The organism is Streptomyces celluloflavus, from assembly GCA_000720995.1.
Lineage (GTDB): Bacteria > Actinomycetota > Actinomycetes > Streptomycetales > Streptomycetaceae > Streptomyces > Streptomyces celluloflavus.
Map to the genome: position 1 here is coordinate 15161 of JOEL01000050.1, position 22822 is coordinate 37982.

Annotated in this window: 17 protein-coding genes; 4 read left to right on the forward strand and 13 right to left on the reverse strand. The window is 72.2% G+C overall.

The window, feature by feature from the left end; translation table 11 throughout:
* Positions 1 to 8: 8 nt before the first annotated feature.
* Genes IH09_RS30035 through IH09_RS30045 form a run of 3 tightly spaced genes read right to left on the reverse strand, consistent with a single transcriptional unit; the run spans position 9 to position 3890 of the window.
* The gene (locus IH09_RS30035; protein ID WP_052860672.1) at positions 9 to 677 is read right to left on the reverse strand and encodes a TetR/AcrR family transcriptional regulator; all 669 of its coding nucleotides are present in this window, start codon (positions 675 to 677) and stop codon (positions 9 to 11) included.
* The gene (locus tag IH09_RS30040; protein ID WP_052860673.1) at positions 674 to 3001 is read right to left on the reverse strand and encodes a YhgE/Pip domain-containing protein; all 2328 of its coding nucleotides are present in this window, start codon (positions 2999 to 3001) and stop codon (positions 674 to 676) included. The genes IH09_RS30035 and IH09_RS30040 overlap by 4 nt, the downstream gene beginning before the upstream one ends.
* Entirely contained in the window at positions 2973 to 3890 is a 918-nt protein-coding gene (locus IH09_RS30045) for an ATP-binding cassette domain-containing protein (protein ID WP_052860674.1), read from the reverse strand. The genes IH09_RS30040 and IH09_RS30045 overlap by 29 nt, the downstream gene beginning before the upstream one ends.
* Before the next feature lie 689 nt (positions 3891 to 4579).
* Between IH09_RS30045 and IH09_RS30050 the strand changes: the two genes are divergently transcribed.
* Positions 4580 to 8695: an ABC transporter transmembrane domain-containing protein gene (locus IH09_RS30050; RefSeq protein ID WP_052860675.1), complete on the forward strand. Its 4116-nt coding sequence runs from the start codon at positions 4580 to 4582 to the stop codon at positions 8693 to 8695.
* Positions 8696 to 8776: 81 nt separating this feature from the next.
* On the opposite strand, the gene IH09_RS30055 is transcribed toward IH09_RS30050, so the two are convergent.
* The 8 genes from IH09_RS30055 to IH09_RS30090 form a co-directional block, all read right to left on the reverse strand.
* Positions 8777 to 9946 (reverse strand): GNAT family N-acetyltransferase, encoded by a 1170-nt coding sequence (locus IH09_RS30055; RefSeq protein ID WP_052860676.1) that lies wholly within the window; start codon positions 9944 to 9946, stop codon positions 8777 to 8779.
* Between the two features lie 9 nt (positions 9947 to 9955).
* Positions 9956 to 10486: a MaoC family dehydratase gene (locus IH09_RS30060; protein ID WP_052860677.1), complete on the reverse strand. Its 531-nt coding sequence runs from the start codon at positions 10484 to 10486 to the stop codon at positions 9956 to 9958.
* Complete coding sequence (locus IH09_RS30065) at positions 10483 to 11328, reverse strand: HpcH/HpaI aldolase/citrate lyase family protein (protein WP_052860678.1); 846 nt, start codon at positions 11326 to 11328, stop codon at positions 10483 to 10485. The genes IH09_RS30060 and IH09_RS30065 overlap by 4 nt, the downstream gene beginning before the upstream one ends.
* A gap of 8 nt (positions 11329 to 11336) precedes the next feature.
* Complete coding sequence (locus tag IH09_RS30070) at positions 11337 to 11567, reverse strand: acyl carrier protein (RefSeq protein WP_052860679.1); 231 nt, start codon at positions 11565 to 11567, stop codon at positions 11337 to 11339.
* On the reverse strand, positions 11557 to 12564 hold the full coding sequence (locus tag IH09_RS30075; RefSeq protein ID WP_052860680.1) for a beta-ketoacyl-ACP synthase 3: 1008 nt from the start codon (positions 12562 to 12564) through the stop codon (positions 11557 to 11559). Before IH09_RS30075 ends, IH09_RS30070 begins: the two co-directional genes overlap by 11 nt.
* On the reverse strand, positions 12561 to 13586 hold the full coding sequence (gene dmpG, locus IH09_RS30080) for a 4-hydroxy-2-oxovalerate aldolase (protein ID WP_052860681.1): 1026 nt from the start codon (positions 13584 to 13586) through the stop codon (positions 12561 to 12563). The genes IH09_RS30075 and dmpG overlap by 4 nt, the downstream gene beginning before the upstream one ends.
* Before the next feature lie 14 nt (positions 13587 to 13600).
* Positions 13601 to 14470, reverse strand: coding sequence for an acetaldehyde dehydrogenase (locus IH09_RS30085; RefSeq protein ID WP_052860682.1), 870 nt, complete (start codon positions 14468 to 14470; stop codon positions 13601 to 13603).
* 73 nt (positions 14471 to 14543) lie between these two features.
* On the reverse strand, positions 14544 to 15335 hold the full coding sequence (locus IH09_RS30090) for a 2-keto-4-pentenoate hydratase (RefSeq protein WP_052860683.1): 792 nt from the start codon (positions 15333 to 15335) through the stop codon (positions 14544 to 14546).
* Positions 15336 to 15524: 189 nt separating this feature from the next.
* Here IH09_RS30090 and IH09_RS30095 point away from each other — a divergent pair, with 189 nt between their 5' ends.
* Positions 15525 to 16898, forward strand: coding sequence for a hypothetical protein (locus IH09_RS30095; RefSeq protein ID WP_052860684.1), 1374 nt, complete (start codon positions 15525 to 15527; stop codon positions 16896 to 16898).
* A gap of 2 nt (positions 16899 to 16900) precedes the next feature.
* On the opposite strand, the gene IH09_RS30100 is transcribed toward IH09_RS30095, so the two are convergent.
* Positions 16901 to 17641: an NUDIX hydrolase gene (locus IH09_RS30100; RefSeq protein ID WP_318279592.1), complete on the reverse strand. Its 741-nt coding sequence runs from the start codon at positions 17639 to 17641 to the stop codon at positions 16901 to 16903.
* Between the two features lie 319 nt (positions 17642 to 17960).
* On the opposite strand from IH09_RS30100, the gene IH09_RS30105 reads away from it, so the two are divergent.
* Together IH09_RS30105 and IH09_RS30110 are read left to right on the forward strand one after the other, a co-directional pair.
* On the forward strand, positions 17961 to 18926 hold the full coding sequence (locus IH09_RS30105) for a hypothetical protein (protein WP_052860685.1): 966 nt from the start codon (positions 17961 to 17963) through the stop codon (positions 18924 to 18926).
* Positions 18927 to 19034: 108 nt separating this feature from the next.
* Positions 19035 to 20477, forward strand: a complete 1443-nt coding sequence (locus tag IH09_RS30110; RefSeq protein WP_052860686.1) for a S28 family serine protease — start codon at positions 19035 to 19037, stop codon at positions 20475 to 20477.
* 126 nt (positions 20478 to 20603) lie between these two features.
* Here IH09_RS30110 and IH09_RS30115 read toward each other — a convergent pair whose 3' ends face one another.
* Positions 20604 to 22451 (reverse strand): glycoside hydrolase family 3 protein, encoded by a 1848-nt coding sequence (locus IH09_RS30115; RefSeq protein ID WP_052860687.1) that lies wholly within the window; start codon positions 22449 to 22451, stop codon positions 20604 to 20606.
* Between the last annotated feature and the right edge of the window lie 371 nt (positions 22452 to 22822).

Sequence of the window (22822 nt, forward strand, 5' to 3'; positions counted from 1 at the left end):
GCGCGCGGCTAACCGTGGGCGCTGACCCGGCCCTGGAGGAGGAGCGAGAGCGAGGCGTGGACGTCCTCGACGGAGCGGTGCGGCTGGTAGGACTGCCAGTCCAGGGCCGCCACCAGGACCATGCCGAAGAGGGCGGAGGCGGTGAGGGGGATGTCGAGTTCGTCGCTCAGCTCCCCCGCCCCGACCGCGTCGTGCAGGACGGACTCGATGATGGTGAGGACCCGTCCCCGTACGGAGGTCAGGGTGGACTGCCAGACCCGGTTCGTACGCCACAGTTCGGCAACGTAGAGCTGGGTGAGCGCCGGGTAGCGGGAGATGAAGTCCAGACCGGCCCGGATCATCGCGTCCAGGGCGTCGACGCGGGTGCCGCCCCGCGCCACCGTGCGGCCGGCGGCCTGGTGGAGCGAGTCGGCGAGCAGCTCGATGCCGTCCCGCAGCAACTCCTCGTACAGGACGTTCTTGCTGGGGAAGTTGTAGTAGACGGTGCCCTTGGCGACGCCCGCTCGGTCGGCGATCTCGTCCACCGTGGTGGAGGAGAAGCCCTGTTCGGCGATGAGCGTGACCGCGGCGTCGAAGAGCTTGCGGCGGGTGGCCCCACGGCGGGGCCGGGGCCCGGGGGCGGCGCCGTGACCGGCGCCACCCCCGGACTCGCGGACGTGCTCGGCCTGGAGGCTCACAGGCTGAGTTCCGGGTGCAGGTCCTTCATCCGGACGACCTGACGGCTCCGGGCGGCCAGCGCGGTGAGCGCCAGCGCCCCCAGGGTGAACGCCGCCAGGACGATGGAGCCCTGCCAGACGATGCCCAGGTCACCGCCGGTGATGAGCCTGCGCAGACCGTCCACGACATAACTCATCGGCAGGAACGGGTGCAGGGCACCGAAGAACCCGGGGCTGGTCTGCACCGGATAGGTACCGCCGGCCGAGGTCAGCTGGAGCATCAGCACGACCAGGGTCAGCACCCGGCCCGCCGGGCCGAACTGCGCGCCGAAGAACTGGATGATGGCGGTGAAGGCCGCCGTGGCCAGCAGCAGGAAGCCGATGGTGGCACCCGCGCGGGCCATCTCCAGCCCCAGTCCCCAGTGCAGTACGGCCATCAGGGCCAGCACCTGGACGACGCCGATGGCGAAGGCCGGCAGCCAGGAGCCCAGGGCGATCCGCCAGCCCGGCGCACCCGCGGCCAGCGCGCGCTTGCCGAGCGGCTGGAGCAGCATGTACGCGACCATCGCGCCGACCCAGAGGGAGAGCGGGATGAAGTACGGGGCCAGGCCGGTGCCGTAGTTGGGGGCCTTGTGCATGGACTTCGAGGCGAGTTCGACCGGGTTGGCCATGACCTCGGTGCGGGCGTCGCGGTCCTTCTTGTCGTAGTCCGGGATCTTGGCGACGCCGCTGTTCAGGCCGCCGGCCAGCTGGTTGGAGCCGTCCTTGAGCTTGAAGAGGCCGCCGTTGAGCTTGGCGACGCCGTCCTTGGCCGCGCCGACCCCGTTGTGCACCTGGCCGGCGCCGTCGGCGAGGGTCCCCGCGCCGTCGGTGAGCTGGGCGCTGCCGTCGGCGAGCCGGCCGGAACCGTTGGCGAGCTTGCCCGTTCCGTCGGCCAGCTTCGCGCTGCCGTCGGCCAGCTTGCCCGAACCGTCGGCGAGCGCACCGATGCCCGCGGCGAACTGGTTCGCGCCCTGGGACACCTTCTGGGCCCCCTGGTTGAGCGCGTTGATCTGGCCGATGGCGGCGTCCGCGTTGTCGGCGATCTCCGGCAGCTTCTCGGCGGTCAGCACGGCGCCCTGGTGCAGTTCCTTCAGCTTGGCGTGCAGCTGCTTCAGATCGGCCTGGGCGATGCCGTCGCTGACCCTCTGCACCTTGGTGGCGGTGGTCGCGGCGTGGTCCGCCAGCGACTTCAGCAGCGGGCAGTTGGCGGCCGCGGCGGACCCGCCGCAGCTCTCGTTGTACAGCGCCTTGGCGTCGTCGGCGAACTTCCGCGCGTCGGCGGCGGCACCGGCCGCGTCACCCGGCAGCCGGTCGAGGACGCCGTCGATGTCCTCGATCAGACCGGCGACGTCCCGGGCCTTCTCGCCGATCTCCTTGCCGTGCGCCTTGATGTAGGGCAGGTCCTTACCGGCGATGCCGTGGACCTTGTCGGCGAGCTGCTGCGTACCGGCCGCCACCTGGCCCGCGCCCTGGCTGAGCTGCTGGGCCTTCGCGCTGGCGTCGGTCGCGCCCTTGTTGAGGTCGCCGGCGCCCTTGCTGAGCTCGCCGGCGCCCTTGTTCGCGTCCCCGACGCCCTTGTTGAGGTCGCCCGCGCCCTTGCTCAGCTCGCCTGCCTTCTCGTGCAGCGTCCCGGCGCCCTTGCTGACGTCGCCCGAGCCCTTGTCGAGCTTGCCCAGGCCGTCCGTGAGTTCGCCGGTGCCCTTCGCGGCGTCGCCGATGCCCTTGTCGATCTTCCCCGCGCCGTCGGCGGCCTTGGCCGTCTGGTCGTGCAGGTCGGAGAAGGAGACGAAGATCTTGTCGAGGAAGGTGCGCGACGACTTCGCCGAGGTCTTGGCGCGGATCTCGGAGAAGACGGTCTTGGAGATCGAGCCCACGATGTAGTTGTTGGCGTCGTTCGTCCGGACCTGGAGGGCGCCGGTCTGCGGGGAGTCGCCGGAGCTGGAGGCGATCCGCTCGCTGAAGTTCTTCGGGACGGTCAGGGAGAGGTAGTACGTACCGTTCTCGACGCCCTTGGCGGCGTCGGTGGCACTGACCTCCTCCCAGTCGAAGGTCTTGCTGTCCTGGAGGTTGCCGACCAGATCGTCGCCCACGGTGAGCTTCTTGCCGTCGGCGGTGGCGCCCCGGTCCTCGTTGACGAGGGCCACCGGGATCTTGTCCAGGCGGCTGTAGGGGTCCCAGAAGGAGAAGAGGTACAGGGCTCCGTAGAGCAGGGGGATCAGCATCAGGGCGACGAGCCCCAGCCGGGGGAGCTTTCCCCTGCCGAAACGCCTGAGCTCAAGCGCGGCCAGTTTTGGCGAACGCATGCGCCGCTTCCTCCTTGCGGGTGTCGGCCTGGCCGTGCGGGGCCTGCCGGTCCTGTGAGCTGTGCCGGTCCTGCTGCTCCTGCGAGCCCTGCGGGGGGTGCTGGGCCTGGAGGGTGGGCTGGACGTGCGGGCCGTGCTGGTCGGGAATGGTGACGGGGGCGGGCTCCGGTGCCGGAGCCGCGGCGGTGTCGGCCGGTGCGGTGCTGACGAGCAGCGCGTCCGCCGGTGCGTCGGTGCAGGCGGCGACGACGGTGATGCCCGTCAGCGCGAGATCGCGCAGCAGCTGCCAGGCCAGCTCGCGTTCGTCGGCGGACAGCTTGAGGTCGATGTCGTCGACGGCGAGCAGCTGCGGGTCGTGCATCACCGCGAGCGCGATCGACAGCCGCAGCGCTTCGAGCCGCTCCAGGTCGCGGACGGTGGTGCGCAGACCCTTGGGGAGCGTGTCGGGGTCCAGCCCGGCGGCGGCCAGGGCGGCGTTGATCCGGGCGCGGGTGGCGTCCTTGTAGCGGCGGCCCCAGGGGAGCGCGCCGAAGACGGAGCCCTTCAGGCGGCGGCCCAGCAGGGCCTGCTCCTGGAGGTGCTCGCCGACGGTGAGGGCCGGTTCGAGGTCGGCGATACCGGGCACATGGGCGATGGCGGTACGGCCGCGCACCGTCCCCATCCGCTTGGGCAGCGGGAAGCCGGCGACCGTGGCGTGGCCCTCGGTGATCCGCATCCGGCCGGCGAGCGCGAGCAGGAGGCAGGTACGGCCGGAGCCCGAGGGGCCCTGGACGGCGATCAGTGCGCCCGGTTCCGCGGAGACGTCGACACCTCTGAAGGCCCATCCCCGCGGGCCCTCGACTCCGATTCCCCTGGCGTTGACCGCCGCCCCCTGACGGGTGGTGTCCACAACCCCTCCTTTGATCTGACTGGTCAGTCTAAAAGTGTGCCGCATGAGCGGCTCGTTGACCAATCGAAGGGGCGTCGTTTTGCGCACAATACGGCGATTTAACAGGAGACCTGACGAAGGATTGACGAGTTCTTGCCCAGTCGGGTCCGGTCGGGCGGGTGGATCTGGTGGGTCCGGCCGGTCCGGTCGGGCGGGTGGATCCGGGTCCGGTCCCCGGGCCGATCCCGGTGGGGAAGGCGGGACGCCGAGGGCGTCACCGGGCCCGGCGCATACGGCAACGGCGTCGGCGGCGTCGACGGCGGTGTCCTCACCGACGCCGGCGCCGCCACCGTGCCGCGCCACCCGTGCCGCCGCTCTCCGCGGCGAGCGGGCCCCGGCCTCCCGGAAGACCATCGCCGACGGGTTCCGCGTCCCCTACGGCCACGACGCGGAGCACAGGGTCTTCCAGCGGTACGCCGGTTATCGGGGCGCCACCGTCGAGCAGGTGGACACCGTTCTGCTGGTGTACCCGCTGGAGAGGCGGCTGACGCGGCGGGCGGGACGGGGGCCCCGTCCGGGACGGCGGCCGGGGCGGGCGCCGACCGGGTCCGGCCGCCCCGCCGCGAGCCGCCGATTTGTTGCGGAGGGATGAAATCCGCACGCCACGGTGTTGGCGCCTCCGGTAAGGGACGAGATGCAGGAGGCATCGGGTGACGGGGACGGACACGGCACGGCAGGGCTGGGCACGACGGCTGACGCGCGACACCTGGCAGTACAAGAAGGACGTGCTGCTCGCGCTCGGGGCCTCGCTCGCCGGGATGGCCGTGATGGCGCTCGTCCCGCTCGTGCCGAAGCTGATCATCGACGATGTCATCGTCCGGCAGGACCGCCCGCTCGCCCCCTGGGCCACCCTGCTGGTGGTCGCCGCGGTCGTCGTCTACGGCCTCACCTACATCCGCCGCTTCTACGGCGGCCGGCTCGCCCTCGACGTCCAGCACGATCTGCGGACCCGGATGTTCGGCGCCATCGCCCGGCTGGACGGCCGGCGGCAGGACGAGCTGAGCACCGGCCAGGTCGTCGGCCGCGCCACCAGCGACCTCCAGCTGATCCAGGGCCTGCTCTTCATGCTCCCGATGATGATCGGGAACATCCTGCTCTTCGCGATCTCCCTGGTCGTGATGGTGACCCTCTCCCCGCTGCTCACGGTCGTCGCGCTGGCCGTCGCCCCGGCCCTGTGGTTCATCGCCAAGCGCAGCCGCGACCGGCTCTTCCCGGCCACCTGGTACGCCCAGGGCCAGGCCGCGGCGGTGGCCGGCGTCGTGGACGGCGCGGTCTCCGGCGTCCGGGTCGTCAAGGGGTTCGGGCAGGAGGAGCAGGAGACCGGCAAGCTGCGCGAGGTCAGCCACCGGCTGTTCGCCGGGCGGCTGCGGACGGTCCGCCTGAACGCCCGCTACACGCCCGCCCTCCAGGCCGTACCGGCGCTCGGCCAGGTCGCGATGCTGGCCCTCGGCGGCTGGATGGCCACCCAGGGCCAGGTCACGCTCGGCACCTTCGTCGCCTTCTCCACGTATCTGGCGCAGCTCGTCGGGCCGGTCCGGATGCTGGCGATGATGCTCACCGTCGGCCAGCAGGCGCGGGCCGGTGTGGAGCGGGTCTACGAGCTGATCGACACCGAGCCGGCGCTCACCGAACGGCCGGACGCCCGCCCGCTGCCCGCCGACGCCCCGGCGACGGTCGAATTCGACGCGGTGACGTTCGGGTACGCGTCGCGACGGGAGGCGGAAGAGGGGGAGACGGACGGCCGGGCGGCTGACGGCCGGGCCGAGGGCGCCGGTGGCCCGACGGGCTCCGCGGCCTCGGCAGCCTCGGCAGCCTCGGCAGCCTCGGCAGGCGCGGCGGACTCCGGGGGCGCCGCGCCCGCCCTCCGCCCCGTCATCGACGGCTTCTCACTGCGCATCGAACCCGGTGAGACGGTCGCCGTCGTCGGCACCTCCGGCAGCGGCAAGTCCACCGTCTCGCTGCTGCTGCCCCGGTTCTACGACGTCTCCGCGGGCCGGGTGCTGGTCGGCGGCCACGACGTACGCGAGCTGACCCTCGAATCGCTGCGGGCCGCCATCGGGCTGGTCCCCGAGAGCAGCTTCCTCTTCTCCGACTCCATCCGCGACAACATCGCCTACGGCCATCCGGACGCCACCGACGAGCAGATACGCACGGCGGCGCGAGCCGCCCAGGCCGACGGCTTCATATCCGAGCTGCCCGAGGGGTACGACACCGAGGTCGGCGAGCAGGGGCTGACCCTCTCCGGCGGCCAGCGGCAGCGCGTCGCACTGGCCCGCGCCATCCTCACCGACCCCCGGCTGCTGGTCCTGGACGACGCCACCTCGGCGGTCGACGCGCGCGTGGAGCACGAGATACACGAGGCGCTGCGCGGTGTCATGGCCGGCCGGACCACCCTGCTCATCGCGCACCGCGCCTCCACCCTGGCACTCGCCGACCGGGTCGCCGTCCTCGACGGCGGGCGGCTGGTCGACATCGGCACCCAGGAGGAACTGGCGGACCGCTGTCCGCTCTACCGCAGGCTGCTGACCGACCCGGAGGAGCTGGGCGGCGTCGAACGGGACCCGGCGGGCGAGCTGGCCGGTGCCTTCAGCGGCGACTACGCGGCGAGCGGGCTGCTCGACGCGGATATCGAGGAGTGTCTGGACTGTCCGGACACCGATGACGCGGAGCGGGGGGAAGTGGACGGGGCGGCCGCGGGCACGTCCACCACCGCCCGCACACGCGCCGCTACCGGGGGCGCTGCGGGCACCAAGGGTGCCGACAGCGCCGACGCCGTCCCCGGCGTCACCCCCGAGCTGTGGGTCCGCCGCCGGGACGGCGCGGCGGGCACGGACGGCGCGGCCGCCGGTGCGGGCGGTGCGGCCGGACCGGGCATGGCCGCCGCGATGGCCGGTATGCCGGCCACGCCCGAGCTGCTGGCCAAGGTCGCCGCGCTGCCCCCGGCCACCGACGCACCGGACATCGACGAGGACCGCGCCACCCGCCCCGAGAGCTCCTACGGACTGCGCCGCCTGCTGCGCGGCTTCGGCGGGCCGCTGGCGCTCGCGCTCGCCCTGGTCGCGGTGGACGCCGTCGGCGGCCTGCTGGTACCGGTCCTGATCCGGCAGGGCATCGACGAGGGCGTCCGCGTCGGCGCGCTGGCCGGGGTGTGGACGGCGGCCGCGTTCGCGCTGGTCGTGGTGGTCGCCCAGTGGGGTGCGCAGATCGGCTCCAACCGGGTGACCGGACGCACCGGCGAGCGGGTCCTCTACTCCCTGCGCGTCAAGATCTTCGCGCAGCTCCAGCGGCTCGGACTCGACTACTACGAGCGCGAGCTGACCGGCAAGATCATGACCCGGATGACGACGGATGTGGACGCGCTGTCCTCCTTCCTCCAGACCGGCCTGGTCACCGCCGTCGTCTCGGTCCTGACCTTCTTCGGCATACTCGTCGCGCTGCTCGCCATCGACGTCCAGCTGGCCCTGGTCGTCTTCGCCACCCTGCCGCCGCTGATCATCGGCACGTACTTCTTCCGCAAGCAGAGCGTGAAGGCGTACGAACTCGCCCGCGAGCGGATCAGCGTGGTCAACGGCGACCTTCAGGAGAGCGTGGCCGGGCTCCGTATCGTCCAGGCGTTCCGGCGCGAGGCGAGCGGCGCCGAGCGGTTCGCCGCCCGCAGCGACGCCTACCGTGCGGCGCGCATCCGCGGCCAGTTCCTGATATCCGTCTACTTCCCGTTCGTGCAGCTGCTGTCCTCCGTCGCGGCGGCGCTGGTGCTGATCGTCGGCGCCCACCGGATCGGCGCGGGCACCCTCACCGCCGGTGCGCTGGTCGCCTACCTGCTCTACATCGATCTGTTCTTCGCCCCCGTCCAGCAGCTCTCCCAGGTCTTCGACGGCTACCAGCAGGCGTCCGTCTCGCTCGGCCGCATCCAGGAGCTGCTGCGCGAGCCGACCACCACCCCGGCCGCCGAACGGCCGCGCCGGGTGACCGCGCTGCGCGGTGACATCACCTTCGACGAGGTGCACTTCCACTACGGCGAGAACGACGAGCAGGCGCTGGCCGGTATCGACCTGACCATCCCCGCGGGCCAGACCGTGGCCTTCGTCGGCCAGACCGGCGCGGGCAAGTCCACCCTCGTCAAGCTGGTCGCCCGGTTCTACGACCCGTCCTCGGGCGCCGTCCGCGTCGACGGCACCGACCTGCGCGAGCTGGACCTGACCGACTACCGCCACCGCCTCGGCGTCGTCCCCCAGGAGTCGTACCTCTTCGCGGGCACCGTCCGCGACGCCATCGCCTACGGCCGGCCGGCCGCCACCGACGCCGAGGTCGAGGCCGCGGCACGGGCGGTCGGCGCCCACGACATGATCGCCACCCTTGAGGACGGCTATCTGCACGAGGTCGCCGAACGCGGCCGGAACCTCTCGGCGGGCCAGCGCCAGCTGCTCGCCCTGGCCCGCGCCGAACTCGTCGACCCGGACGTGCTGCTGCTGGACGAGGCCACCGCCGCCCTGGACCTCGCCACCGAGGCCGTCGTCAACCAGGCCACCGACCGCCTCGCCGGCCGCCGCACCACCCTTGTCGTCGCCCACCGGCTGACCACCGCGGCCCGCGCCGACCGCGTCGTGGTGATGGACCACGGCCGGGTCGTCGAGGACGGCACCCACGCCCAGCTGCTCGCCCGCGACGGCCACTACGCCCAGCTGTGGCGCGCCTTCACCGGCGAGGCGGAGGCCGTCCCGCCGCATCCGGGCGACGGGCGGGGAGCGCCGGTACCGGTCCGCTGAGGACCGGGCGGCCGAGGGCCGCCGGGGCGTGGGCCGGTACACGTACCGGCCGGGTGAGCGCGGTCCCGGTGCGGGCGGCCGCTAGAAGTGGTCGGGCAGCCAGGGCTCGAACTCTGCCGTGCTGCGGACGAGGGTCGCCAGAGCTTTCTCCGATACGGCGTGGACGCCGGCCATGCGGGCCGAGGTGGTGGACCGGTAGCCGCCGGCGTACCAGACCGCGAGCTGGCGCCGCGTGAAGGTCACCTGCCCCTCGACGTGGGTGGGGACGAAATCGGCCGTTCCGTCCTTGATCTGAAGCATCCACCGGCCCCAGTCGCCGGTCTCGTTCTTGATCTCCATCGGTACGGCCGTGGTGAGGTCGTTGGGCCACCCGCGGAGCCGGATGGCCTCGGGGATGTCGAGCATGCGGAGCATCCAGGGGTGCCAGGCTTCAGCGGTTGCGCGGTAGTGGCGGAGTCCGTGGAGGAGGGTGGGGTAGGGCGGGAGGGCACCGCGCCGGAACTCGATCGTGTGGGCGCGGGTGTTGTGGCGGCCGAGGAAGGCGAGCATCGCGGCGGCGGTGGGCTGGCTGGCGGCCCAGAAGTCGTGGACGACCAGGCTCATGCCGTGGCGTTCGTGCCGTTTGGTGGTGTAACTGAGCAAGCCAGTGGTGGGGTGGCCGGGCCGGGCGAAGCGGTAGGTGGCGAGGTTGCTCTTGTCCTGCTTCCACCGGCTCCACCAGGTGGGCCGGTGGACGGGGCCGTTCCACTGGCGGGCGAGGTCGCGTTGGAGGGCTTCGGCTTCGCCGGTCAGTCCGTGCTCGGCCTCGAAGTCCTCACTGGCAAAGGAGCGTTTGAGGGCGTCGGTGGCCACCGCCCAGGCGAGGACGCCGGTGGGGGCCTCCCATCCGAGGCGGCGAGCGTAGCCGGTAGAGGAGGTCACGAGCGCGGAGATCACCGCTCCGCGCTCGATCAAGGGGCGCAGTCGTTCGGTGACCATGTCGGTGGCCAGGTGCTCGCCGCGTTCCTCGGGAGCCACGCAGCCGTCGCCGAGGCAGGCGCTGGGGACGGGAGCGCCGCCGAAGAACTGGTCGACGAGGAGGCCGAGGCCGCCCGCGACGACCCGGCCGCCGCGGACGGCGACTTGGAGGTCGGCGTGCTCGCGCAGGTGGGTGATGTCGCCGACCGGGTGACCGTAGGCGCGGGTGGCGAGCTGCTCGTATTGCTCCCACAGGCAGTCATCGGCTGGGGCGAAGGTCAGTTGCTCATTCATGGTCCACCTTCAGTAGTGGGTGGCGTCGCGGGCGGCGTCGGCGTCCAAGGGGACGAGGAAGGTGCGAGCGAAGGTCAGGACGCTGATACCCGCCTGGTTGTGGGCGGTGGTGCGACAGGTGATGACCCCGGTGTCGGGACGGCTCTCAGAGGCCCGGCGGGTGAGGATCTTCGTCTCGGCGTACAGGGTGTCGCCGATGTGGACGGGCGCGGTGAAGCGCACGTGGTCGACGGCGAGGTTGGCGGTGGTCAGGCCGCTGACGCTGCGGACGGTCATACCGGCGACAAGGTTGAGGGTGACGCCGGAGCAGACCAGGATGCGGCCCCACGGGGTCTGGCTGCTGTAGTGGGCGTCGGTGTGGATGGGGGCGACGTTGCCGCTCAGGGCGGCGCCGAGGAGGTTGTCGAGTTCGGTGACGGTCCGGCCGGGCCGGTGCTCGATGACCAGGCCGGGGGCGAGTTCGGGGTAGGAGAGGCCGACGCTCTCTCGGATCCGGTCCTCGCCGGTCCGGCGATAGCCGTGGGGCAGGCCGGTGCTCATGACGTACGGTCCGCTTCGGCGACGAGCGCGCGGGCGGCATTGAAGAAGGGGGTGCCGCGCATCTGTCCGTCCACGGTGGTCACTGTTCCGCCGCTGGCGTCGGCGGCTGCGGCGATGGCGCGGGCCTGGGCGATCTCCTCGGTGGTGGGCGTGAAGACGTCGTTGATCACCTTCACGTGGCGGGGGTGGACGCAGCCCTTGCCGTGGAAGCCGAGTTCCTTGGCCCGTTCGGCGTCGCGGCGCAGGATGCCAAGGTCGTCGAGTTCCCAGGTGGGGGCGTCGATCGCGGGGATGTTCGCGGCGGTGGCGGCGTTGATGAGGGCTGAGCGGGCGTAGTGGAGGGTGTCCCAGCCCAGGCCGCAGCGGACGGAGGCGGCGTAGTCGGCGGAGCCGAAGAGGACGCCTCCGAGCCGGGGCGCGCGCATGATCGCGGGGAGGGTGTCGAAGGCCCGGGGGCTTTCGATCAGCGCCCAGATGTCGGGGGTGTAGCCGTCGGCGTCGAGCGCGGCGGCGACGAGTTCGATGTCGCGGGGGGATTCCGTCTTGGGGACCACGATGAGGTCGGGCCGGGCGGTGTAGGCGGCGAGGGCGACGAGGTCCTTGATGCCGTCGATCGTCGTGAGGCTGTTCATCCGGATGCCGAGGGTGCACGGCGGGTCGAGGAGGGCGAAGAACGCCTCCGAGGCGGTGCGGACGGTCTGCTTGTCGGGGAGGGCAACGGAGTCCTCGATGTCGACGACGGCGACTGCGGCGCCGGACTTCTGTGCGTTGACGAAGCGGTCCCTGTGCAGGCCAGGGGTGATGATCCAGGCCCGTCCGGGCCGACGGCTGGTGCTGGTCATAGGGGTGGTCACCTTCCGCTGCGCTTGCTGGTGATGAGGAGATCGAGCTGGCCGAGGGTGGCGGCGTCCTTGATGTCGCTGTCGCTGATGTCGATGCCGTAGCGGTCGGCCAGGAGGACGGACAGTTCGACGACGACCAGGGAGTCGAATCCGGCGTGGTCAAGGCTGGCGTCGTCGGTGAGCCGGTCGGCAGGCAGCTTGAGGTCGTCGGTCAGGATGCGGACGAGATCACCGGTCATGCCCGGCTCCTTCCGGGAGGCAGGTGGGGGAGAGGCCGGGCCAGGTGAGGGTGGTGGCACCCCAGGTCAGTCCGGCGCCGAACGCGGTGAGCAGGGTGCGGTGTCCGGGCTCCAAGCGGCCGTCGGCGGCAGAGCGGGCCAGGAGCAGGGGGAGGGACGCGGCGCCGGTGTTTCCGACATCACCCACGTTGCCGAGCCGACGGTCGTCGGGGATACCGAGTTGTCGGGCGACGAACGAGGTGATGCGGCTGTTGGCCTGGTGCGGGATCAGACGGTCGATGTCCGTGACGTTCCACCCGGCGGCGCCGGCAGCTTGGCGGGAGGCGGTGGACATGCGGTCGACCGCATGCCGGAAGACCTCGGCTCCGTCCATGTACAGGGCGCCGGGGCGGGGGGCCCGGATCAGGTCGGCGCCGGTGCCGTCGCTGCCCAGCACCACCGGCCCGAGCGCCCCGGCCTCGTCCGCGCCGCCGCGGCGCAGCACCACGGCTCCGGCGCCGTCACCGAACAGCGGGACGGTCGTGCGGTCCTCGGGGTCGGGAAGGGTAGCGAGGCGGTCGGCGCCGACGACCAGGACGGCCTGTGCGGTGTCGGCGGCGATGAGCCCGGCCGCAGTGGCGAGGGCGTAGAGGAATCCGGTGCAGCCGGCCGCGAGGTCGTGGGCGGGGACGCCGGTCAGCCCGAGCCGGGTGGCCACGGCGGGGGCGGTGGCCGGGCAGCAGCGGTCCGGGGTGGTCGTCGCCACCACCACGGCCTCCACCGTGACCGGTTCACCGTCGGCGAGGGCCTGGGCCGCCGCATGGACGGCGAGGTCGGTCGTGGACAGGTCCACCCCGGCGACGTGCCGTTGGGTGATGCCGGTCCGCGAGCGGATCCACTCGTCCGTAGTGTCCAGACGTGCGGTCAGGTCGGCGTTGGTCACGATGTGCGGGGGCAACGCCGCGCCGACTCCACAGACCACAGCCGCCCTCCCGGCAACTTCGGATGCGGCGGTCATCGGATGGCCGCCTTCAGCTCCCGGGCGACGTCACCGATCAGGTCTTCCTGCCCGGCGACGACCTGCCGCTCGCCAAGGGCGAGCAACAGGTCGACGGGGTCGACGCCTTCGGCACGGGCGATCTGCTGGACAGGCCGCTTGAAGCCGGAGAACACCCCGGCGAGCCCGCTGGCCACGGCGATCGAGTCGATGGACGGCGGGGCCTTCATCAGGCGGTCGGTGGCGATGTCGGCGGCGGCCAGGACCTCGCGCAGGCCGATACCGGTCTCGATGCCACGGCGTTCGAGAACGGCCACGAGGACTTCGACCTGGGTGTTGCCCGCCCCGGCGCCGAACCCGCGGGCGGTCGCGTCGATGACGGACGCCCCGGCGTCCACGGCGGCAAGGCTGTTCGCCACAGCCAGGCCCAGGTTGTTGTGGCCGTGGAAGATGACCGGCACGTCGACGGCGTCGGCGATGGCGCGCACCCGTTCAGTGACGTCGGCCGGGAGGAAGTGGCCCGCGGAGTCCATGATGCCGACGGCCTGGGCGCCGAACGCCGCCATCAGGGCGCACTGTTCTGCGAGATGGCCGGGGCCGGTCATGTGGCTCATGAGCAGGACGCCCTGGGCTTCGGCACCGAGGTCGCGGACAACGCCGAGGTGGCGTTCGGTGACGTCGGCCTCGGTGCAGTGCGCGGCGATCCGTACGACGTCGGCGCCGTGGTGGACGGCGGCCACCAGGTCGTGGGAGGTGCCCCAGCCGGGGGCCATGAAGACGCCCATCCTTGATGAGGTGAGGGCCTCGCGGACGGTGGTGAGCATCGTGGCGTCGTCGAGCCGGGCACGGCCGATCTGAAGGCTGGAGGCGCCCAGTCCGTTGCCGTGGCCTACCTCCACCACGGGCACTTTGGCGGCGTTCGCGGCGGTGGCGTAGGCGCGGAGCTGGCCGACGTCGAGTTGGTGGCCGACCGCGTGGTGTCCGTCGCGCAGGGTCGGGTCGTGCAGGAGGATCCGAGGCCGCTTGCACGGGTGTGTGTCCATGGACGGGGTTCCCTTCATCGTGAGGTGACGGCCGACTGCTCGGCAAGCAGGACTGCGGCGGCGTTGATGATGTGGACGCTTCCGGTGTGGCGGGGCAGGCGACCGCCCAAGGCGGTTACCTCCACCACGACCGAGATCCGACCCGGGGTCACGGCGAGCGAGGTCACCGCGTACCCGGGCGCGTAGGCGCGCACGGCCTGGGCGGCAGCCGCGATGCTCGTGCGGACCGGTGCGGGGCGGATGCCGTCCGCGAGGACGGTCATGGCCACCCGGAATGGCGGGGCGGGGCGGGCGGGGCTGAGGTTGACCATCACCTTCGCGTCCGGGGCGGCGGTGAAGGTCCGGATCGCGGCGGAGGTGGTGGCGATGTACTGGTCAAGGTTCAGACGGGTGGCCCGGCCGGCGCTCGCGCTCGCCCCGGTGGAGACCACCTCGATGTAGGTGGGGGTACAGCGCTGGGCGATGGCGTGCAGGACCGGAATGGCCGCCTGCCCGCCGCAGCTGACGAGGTTCAGGTGCCGGTGGGCCGTCGACCGGTAGCTGTTGACGCCTGGGACGATGACCGTGCCGAGTCCCGTGGGGGTCAGGTCGATCAGCGTGGTACCGGTAGGTTGCAGCGCTGCCCAGTGCTCGGCGTGGCTGTCGGCGTTGGTGGCGTCGAAGACCGCGTCGAAGGGGCCGCCCTCCACCACGGCGCGAATCCCGCCGTGGGAGGTCGGGTGGCCCATGTCGGCCGACCGGCGCAGCCCCAGGCTGTCGCGGTCGCGGCCTGCCACCAGGGCCAGTTCCAGCTTCGCCGACCGGCGGATCTTGTCGGCGAGGTCGATCCCGATCAGGCCCGCGCCGAGTACGGCGACACGCAGACGCTGTTCATCAGCAGCCATCGGCCGCTCCTTCGTTCAAGGGGAGGGGTGGTGCACGAGGGTGCGGCGCCGGGCCGGCCTCGGGCTCCGTGGATCAGCGCACGTGCAGCTCGACCGGCGGCAGATGCGGCGAGCGGGCGCGTACTGTGCTCCGGGCTTCCAGAGGGAGGCTGGCGTGCACGGCCCCGGCCAGGACCAGCTGCCCGGCACGCAGGCCGTCGCCGCAGCGGTGGAGCCGTCCGGCGAGCCAGACCAGGGCACGGAGCGGGTCCCCGAGGACGGCACGGCCCGCTCCGGTGACCACCGCGGTTCCGTCGACGCTGACGACCAGCGGCTCGGCGGCCAGGTCCATCTCAGCGCTCAGCGGTACCATGGACCCGGTGACGACCCGAGCGCACGAGGCGTTGTCGGCGATGCTGTCCGCGACCGTGATCTGCCAACTGGTGAACCGAGTGTCGATCACCTCCAGAGCGAGGAACACTTCCTTCACCGCCGCCCGTGCCTCGTCCTCGCTCACGTTCGGGCCTGCCAGATCACAGCCGAGCCGGAAAGCGATCTCGGCTTCTACCCGCGGCTGCATCAGCACCGACCGGGCCACGGCACTGCCGGTAGGCAGCACCCTGTCGTCCAGCAGAACGCCCCAGTCCGGCTCGCCGACGCCCATCTGCTCCTGCATGGCCTTGGAGGTCACCCCGGCCTTGTGGCCGACGACGCGGGCGCCTCCCGCGATCCGCCGGGCGACCGTCGCCTTCTGCACCCGGTACGCCGTCGCCAGGGGCAGGCCCGGCCGCCGGGCGGTCAGCGCCTCGATCGGCACCTGCTCGTACTCCGCCGCCAGCAGAGCCGACGCCGAAGCGGCGATCCAGCGATCCTCCTGGTCGTCCATGGCGATCCCTCCTCAGGGCATGGGGCATCACATGCGGTTCGCGGATGTGGGCACAGAAGCGGATCCGGGGGTGTCACCGGTACCGGCCGCCGGGATCTGGCCTGATGAAGAGTCAACCGGCGCTCGCCGCACAGCGGTACGGTGTCGGGCAGGCCAAGCGGTATATCGCGTATATCCGGACAGGTGCTCATGACCACCCGCATGCCGAACATCCAGCTCAGCGCCCTTGTCGCCGAGTCCGGCCTCACCTACGAGGCACTGGCCAAGGCGGTCTGCGCGGTCGCCGCCGAATGCGGCGACCGCTTACGCACGAACAAGTCCGACGTCGAGCACTGGCTCAGCGGATCCGTTCCCCGAGGCGACACACCCCGCTACCTCGCCCTCGCGCTCTCTCGGCGCCTCGGCCGCCTCCTGGCCCCCGCAGACCTCGGCCTGCCCTCCCCGGCAGAGTTCGACGATGACACCATCGGACTGTCCCTCGGGAGAGACCCGCTGGACACCCTGCTGCCGATGTGGAGGTACGAGTTGGACCGCCGCCGCTTCCTGACGGCCTCCGCCTACTCCGTGGCAGCCGCTGCCCTGCCCCTCAGCCACCTCCAGGACATCGCCTCCCGCACCCAGGCCGCCCGCACCGGCCACCTTGTCGGCATGGCCGAGGTCACCGCCGTCCGTGACCTGATCCACGCGTTTTCCGAGATGGACGAACGCCATGGCGGACAACACGGCCGCAGCGCCCTGGTCACCTACCTCCGCGATGACGTCGCCCCGCTGTGCCGGGCCCGGTTCCGCACCGACGAAGCCCGTCGGCAGATGCTTTCCGCCGCCGGCCGAGGCGTCCACCTGCTGGGCTGGAAGAGCTACGACGCAGGTCAGCAGGGACTCGCCCAGCGCTACTACCTCCAGTCCTACGCCCTGGCCGCCGAATCCGGCCTGCGCGGGCACGACGGATTCGTGATGCGCACGATGGCCATGCAGGGCCTCAAGCTCCACCGTCCCGAGCACTGCCTGGGCCTGGCCGAGACCGGCCTGAACCGCGCCAAGGGGCGGGTCGATGCCCAGACCGAAGCCCTCTTCCGTGTCGTCCATGCCCACACCCTGGCCAAGAGCGGCAAGCACCGCGCGGCCCTCGCCGAGGCCGAGCACGCCCGCACCCTGCTGACCGCTGCTCCCGGCGACGAGGTGCCGTTCTGGGCGCTGGCCTGGGGCCCGCCGGCCGCGTCGGTGTACTCCCGCACAGCCAAGGTCCACGAGACTCTGGGAGATCACCGGGCCGCTGCCGAGCAGTACGCGCTGGCTGCCACGGCCCGCCCGGCGGACACCTTCGCGCGGATCGTCGCCCTGGACCTGGTCGCGGGCGCCGAGATGCACCTCAAGCGCGGCAGCATCGAGCAGGCGTGCGCCACCTGGCACCGGGCCATCGACCACATGGGAGGTGTCCGCTCCGTCCGTACCCGCAACGCAGTCTCCCGCATGCGCGGCGACCTCACACGCTTCCGGGCCCGTGGCCTGCGGTGCGTGGCCGAACTCGACGAACGGGGACGCGACTTCCTCTCCGGCGTCTGACCTCAGCGGCACCCGGAGAAGCAGCGGACGATCGGCTCCAGGTAATCCGCGTGCGGACCGGCCAGAGCGGCCAGTTCGTCCGGTGAGTGCACCAGGGCGATGCCGTCGAGTTCAGGTTCGCGGCCCTGGGCGCGCTCGGCTGCCGCGGCAGCGGTGAAGTCCGCGCGGAGCGCTGCCTCGGGAAGGGCCGGGGCGAGGTAGGTCAGGCCGACACTGCCGTTCTCGCCGCGGGTGACCACCCACAGCTTCAGGCCCTCGGGGGCCACGCCGGTACCCAACTCCTCGGCCAGCTCCCGCGCGGCTTGGCCGGCCAGTGCCGACTCGTCCAGCACCGCCCCGCTCTGGGGAGGTTCCAGGGACCCCCCTGGCAGCTGCCAGCGACCCGGGGCGGCCGTAGCGGGCGACATCCTCGCCACCAGCACACGGCCGTCGTCGGTCGGCTGGACGACGTTCACGAACAACGAGGGCAGTGCGGTGGCGCCGGGAACGCGACGCAAGGCGTAGTGCCGGTAGGTCACACGCACCCACGACAGACGCAGGACGCGCGGGCCAGTCCACTCCACACCCCCACACGCCACCACAGGCCCGTCGAAGAGGGTGGGGTTGGCCCGCACCGCCATGTCCCACACCCGGTCCCGGGCCTCAGCATCCCGGGGCGGCAGCGGCGGCTCCGCAGCTTCGTCCAGCAGGAGCCGTTCAACCTCGAAGAGGTCAATGCCCACCGGGGGCAGCGTCTCGGTCACTGGCCCATCTTAGAACCCGCTCCAGGCTTGACCGCCAACTTCGCATCCATGGCCGTGCAGGTGAGTTCATGGACGCCCGGCTGGCTGCTGTTCGTCGGTGTCCGCTGGTGTTCGGGGGCCCGGCACGGTGACCGCAGCCAGGTTCAGGCGGGTATCCATGTCGAGGTTCACCTTCCCGTACGGTCGGACGTGGGACCAGAACAGCGGGGTCAGGCCGCGCCGGTCGGCGGGGCGAGATGGCCCTCGGCCTGCGGGCCATCGCGCGCGGCCTGGAGTCCACCACCTGACGCGGGAGCGTCGCCCCCACCGAAAGGAAGCGATGGAACAGCACCTGCCCGCATCCGGCCGCACCACGGAGCCGGAGGCCGCACCCGGCGGCCCGGCCGGGGCCGGGGCGTCCACGGCCCCGGACGTCCCCGGCGTCGACTCCGCACCGCCTCCCGCGTCGCGACGGCGGGACTGGGACGACCTCCCCGCCGGGGTCCGGGCGGCGGTCCGCGAGCACACCGGCCCCATCCGGGCCGCCAGGTCCGCCGGCGCCGGGTTCAGCAGCCAGCTCGCCGTCACCCTGGACACCGCGCGCGGCCGCGTCTTCGTCAAGGGCATGCGCCAGGATCACGCGGAGGCGTGGACCCAGCGGCGTGAGGCGGACGTCGGTCCGCATATCGTCCCCCTCGGCCCGAGGCTGCTGTGGCACGTCACCGCGGGCGGCTGGGACCTGCTGGGCTTCGAGCACCTGACGGGCCGCAGCGCCGACTACGGTCCGGCGTCCGCGGACCTGCCCCTCGTCGTCGAGGCCATGACGGCGCTCGGCCGGATCGCCTGCCCCGAGGTGGAGCTGGCGGACGCCGGACAGCGCTGGGCCGCGTACCTGGACGACCCCGCCGACGCCCGGCTCTTCACCGGCACCGCGCTCCTGCACACCGACTGGCACCACACCAATGTGCTCATCACCGGCCCGGACACCGCGCCGCCGGCGAACACCCCGCGCCCCACGGACACCGCGCGGCTCATCGACTGGCCCTGGGCCACCCGCGGCGCCGCCTGGATCGACCCGGCGTGCTGGATCGTCTGGCTCGGATTCGCCGGGCACGACCCCCAGCAGGCCGAACGGTGGGCCGCCAAGGTCCCCGCCTGGTCCACCGCGCCCGCCGGCGCCCTCGACCTCTTCGCCACCGCCCAGGCCCGTTTCTGGCAGGAGACCGAAGCGACGTACCCCAACGCGTGGACGCACGGCCTCCGGAGTGCGGCCGACCGGTGGGCCGCCCATCGGGCGGACGGCTGACCGGCCGTCAGCCATCCGGCCGCTCCGCTGATCGCCGCATAGGGGCTGGTGGCCGCCCCGTCGCGCCGATAGGTTCACCCCGACTTTGCTATTCCATGGGGAGGACGCATGCGCAAGGCCATCAGATGGCTGCTGTCGCTCGTCGTGCTCGTCGGCACAGTGGGTGCCGGCGGGGCCACGGCAGGGGCGGCCACCGCCGCCGAGTCGAACCGTACGGATACCACGCGCACCACCGATATCAAGGACCGGATCCTCGCCATACCGGGGATGAGCCTCGTAGAGGAGAAACCGGTCGAGGGCTACCGCTACTTCGTCCTGAACTACACCCAGCCGATCGACCACCGGCACCCGGCCCGGGGCACCTTCCAGCAGCGGCTGACCCTGCTGCACAAGTCGGTGGACCGCCCGACGGTCTTCTTCACCTCCGGTTACAACGTCAGCACCAGCCCGTCCCGCAGCGAGCCGACGCAGATCATCGACGGCAACCAGGTCTCCCTGGAATACCGCTACTTCACCCCGTCGCGGCCCCGGCCCACCGACTGGACGAAGCTGGACATCCGCCAGGGCGCGAACGACCAGCACCGCATCTTCCAGGCGCTGCACCGCATCTATGCCAAGAACTGGATCGCCACCGGCGGCAGCAAGGGCGGTATGACGGCGACCTACTACCGCCGCTTCTTCCCCCATGACATGAACGGCACCGTCGCCTACGTCGCGCCCAACGACGTCAACAACGACGAGGACTCGGCGTACGACCGGTTCTTCCGGACCGTCGGGACCGCGCAGTGCCGCGCCGACCTCGCCGCCGTCGAGCGCGAGGCGCTGGTGCGCCGCGGTGAGATGGTCGACCGCTTCCAGAAGTGGGCCGACAAGGAAGGCCGTACCTTCAAGACCGTCGGCAACGCCGACCGCTCCTACGAAGTCATGGTCACGGACCTGGTGTTCGGCTTCTGGCAGTACCAGCCGGCCGCGACCGCCTGCGCCGAGGTGCCCAAGCCGACCGCCTCCACGGACGCCCTGTGGGCGTGGATGGACAAGATCGGCGGCTTCGCCAGCTACACCGACCAGGGCCTGGAGTCCTACCTTCCGTACTACTACCAGGCGGGCACCCAGCTCGGTGAGCCCGGCTACCACTACCCGCAGCTCAAGGGCCTGCTGAAGTACCCCGGCATCAACAACTCCCGGTCGTTCGTGCCGCGGGAGATCCCGATGCACTTCGACAAGCGCGCGATGCCCGACATCGACCGCTGGGTGCGCCAGCACGCCAACCGGATGATGTTCGTCAACGGCGAGTACGACCCGTGGAGTTCGGAGCACTTCGAGCTCGGCAAGGGCTCCCGGAACTCGTACGTCTTCACCGTCCCCGGCGGCAACCACGGCTCCAACATCGCCAAGCTGAAGGACGCCGACCGCACCAAGGCCACCGCCGAACTCCTCGGCTGGGCCGGCCTCAAGGCGCCCGTGAACGGCAAGGCCACCCCGCAGGCCCCGTACAACAAGAAGCTGGACAAGCAGGAGCTGCGGCGGACGGCGACGCCGCTGCTGCCGTGACCTGGACTGCTGCCGTGACCGTGTAACGGCCGGCGCTCCGCTCCCGTACGCCCCTGGGGCGCGCTCTCCCGTTGGGGGAGCGCGCCGTCCGGGGGCGTATGTGTGTGCCCGGCCCCGTGCGGGGCCTCAGTACGTCAGGCCGTGGCCGATCGGGTAGAGCACCGTGGCCGGGGTGCCGGCGCGCAGCACCGGGACCGGGAGCCGGCCGGCCGGCTCCCGGTGGCCGGCGATCACCCGCGCGGCGGCCCGCAGCTCCACATCCGTCCACGAGTAGCTCGCCAGGCCCGCCTTGACACCGTCCAGCTGGGCGATGTCGTACGGATTGCGCACCGCCAGCTGCACCACCGGCTTCCCGCTCGCCAGGAGGGCGGCGACCAGCTGCCGCTGCGGTGAGCCGGCGGTGACGTTGTACGTCGCCACCACCACTGCGTCCCGGTCGGCGAGCGCCGCCACGGCCCGGTCGATCAGCGCCTGCGACGGCGCCGTGCCCGTGGCGAGGGCGGTGGCCGCGAACCCGAGCCCGCGCAGGGCGGTGGCCAGGACGGCGGTGGGCGGACCGCCGGTGCCGGACGGCGCATCGGCGTCGGCGCCCACCACCAGCACCCGGTGTTCGCGGCGGCGGGAGAGCGGCAGCAGCCCGTCGTCGTTGCGCAGCAAGGTGGTGGTGCGGTCCGCGATCCGGTCCGCGGCGGCGAGGTGCGCGCCGGTGCCGACCACCCGGTCCACCGCCCGCCGGGTGGTGTACGGGTCCGCGAAGAGACCGCGCCGCTCCTTCAGCAGCAGGATGCGCAGCAGCTTCGCGTCGATGTCGGGGCCGGACAGCTCGCCCTCCCGGAGCGCCTTGAGGACGGCGGCGTACGCGACGGCCAGATCCGGCGGGTTGAGCAGCTGGTCGACGCCCGCCTTCAGGGCCAGTACCGGCACCCGGGCGTCGCCGTACTTCACCCGGACGCCCTCCATGCCGAGCGAATCGGTCACCACCACACCGTCGTAGCCGAGCCGTTCGCGCAGGATGCCGGTGAGGATCGGGCGGGAGAGCGTGGCCGGGTCCCCGCTCGGGTCGAAGGCGGGGACGACGATATGCGCCGTCATGATCGAATCGATACCGGCGGCGATGGCGGCCTTGAAGGGCGGCGCGTCCAGCCGCTCCCACTCCACGGCGGTGTGGGAGATGCGGGGCAGCCCGATGTGGCTGTCGGTGTCGGTGTCGCCGTGCCCGGGGAAGTGCTTGGCGCAGGCCGCGACCCCGGAGCTCTGGTAGCCGCGCACCGCGGCGGCGGCCAGCCGGGACACGGCCTGCGGATCGGCGCCGAAGGAGCGGACACCGATGACCGGGTTGGCCGGGTTGACGTTGACGTCCGCGTCCGGCGCGTAGTTCTGCCGCAGGCCCATCGCGCGCAGCTCCGCACCGGCGATCCGGGCCGCCGTACGGGCGTCGTCGCGGGAGCCGGCCGCGCCGAGCGCCATCGCCCCGGGGAAGAGCGTGGCGGGCGCGCCGATCCGGGCCACGGCGCCGTGCTCCTGATCGGTGGAGATCAGCACCGGAACGGGGATCCGCTGGGCGGCGGCGGCCCGCTGGATGCCGTTGGAAAGGCCGGCGATCTGATGGGGTTCACGGGTGTTGTGCGCCCAGCCGAAGTAGATGATGCCGCCGACGTGGTATCTGGCGATCAGCTCGGCGGCGTCGGAGACCCCGATCTCCTTCCGGTTCGCCGCCACATCGGCCGGGTCGGGGTCGGTCGCGGAGTGCCCGTAGACCCGCATCACGAAGAGCTGGCCGACCTTCTCCTCGGGCGTCATACGGGAGATGAGACGGCGCAGCCGGGCCCGGGTCGCGGCGCCGGGGGTCGCGGGGGCCGGGACGGCGGGCCGGCCGGCGGTGGCCTGCGCGGTGGCCTGTGCTGGGGCGGTGCCGGTGGCGCAGGCGGCCGCGGCGGCCGCGGCGGTGGTCAGGACGGTACGTCGGGAGTGCATGTGCGCTCCTTCCGGAGGGGGCTCCCTCAGGGGGTCCTCGTGGCGTGCTCGGGGCTGTCTCGGGGCTGGCTCAGGGCTGTACCGGGGTCGGCTCAGGGCTTGCCCGGCGAGCCGGCGGGAATCTCTTTCGAGGTGACACGGATAGCCGGAAAACGCTTGCCGGTCAACGACTGAGAGCGAGGTGGCGCCCAGGGCTTGCGGGGCGGGCGGGGGTGTGGGATAGGCACGGCCCACCAGCACGGCATCGGCCGGGGCCTCCGCTGCCCACTCGGCCGTCGGCGTGTCCGCGTCGGGAGCCGGGAGCCGGGAGCCGGCACGCGGCCGTCGATCGTCGGTGCGCGGCCGTCGACCGTCGGTGCGGTCACGCCGGA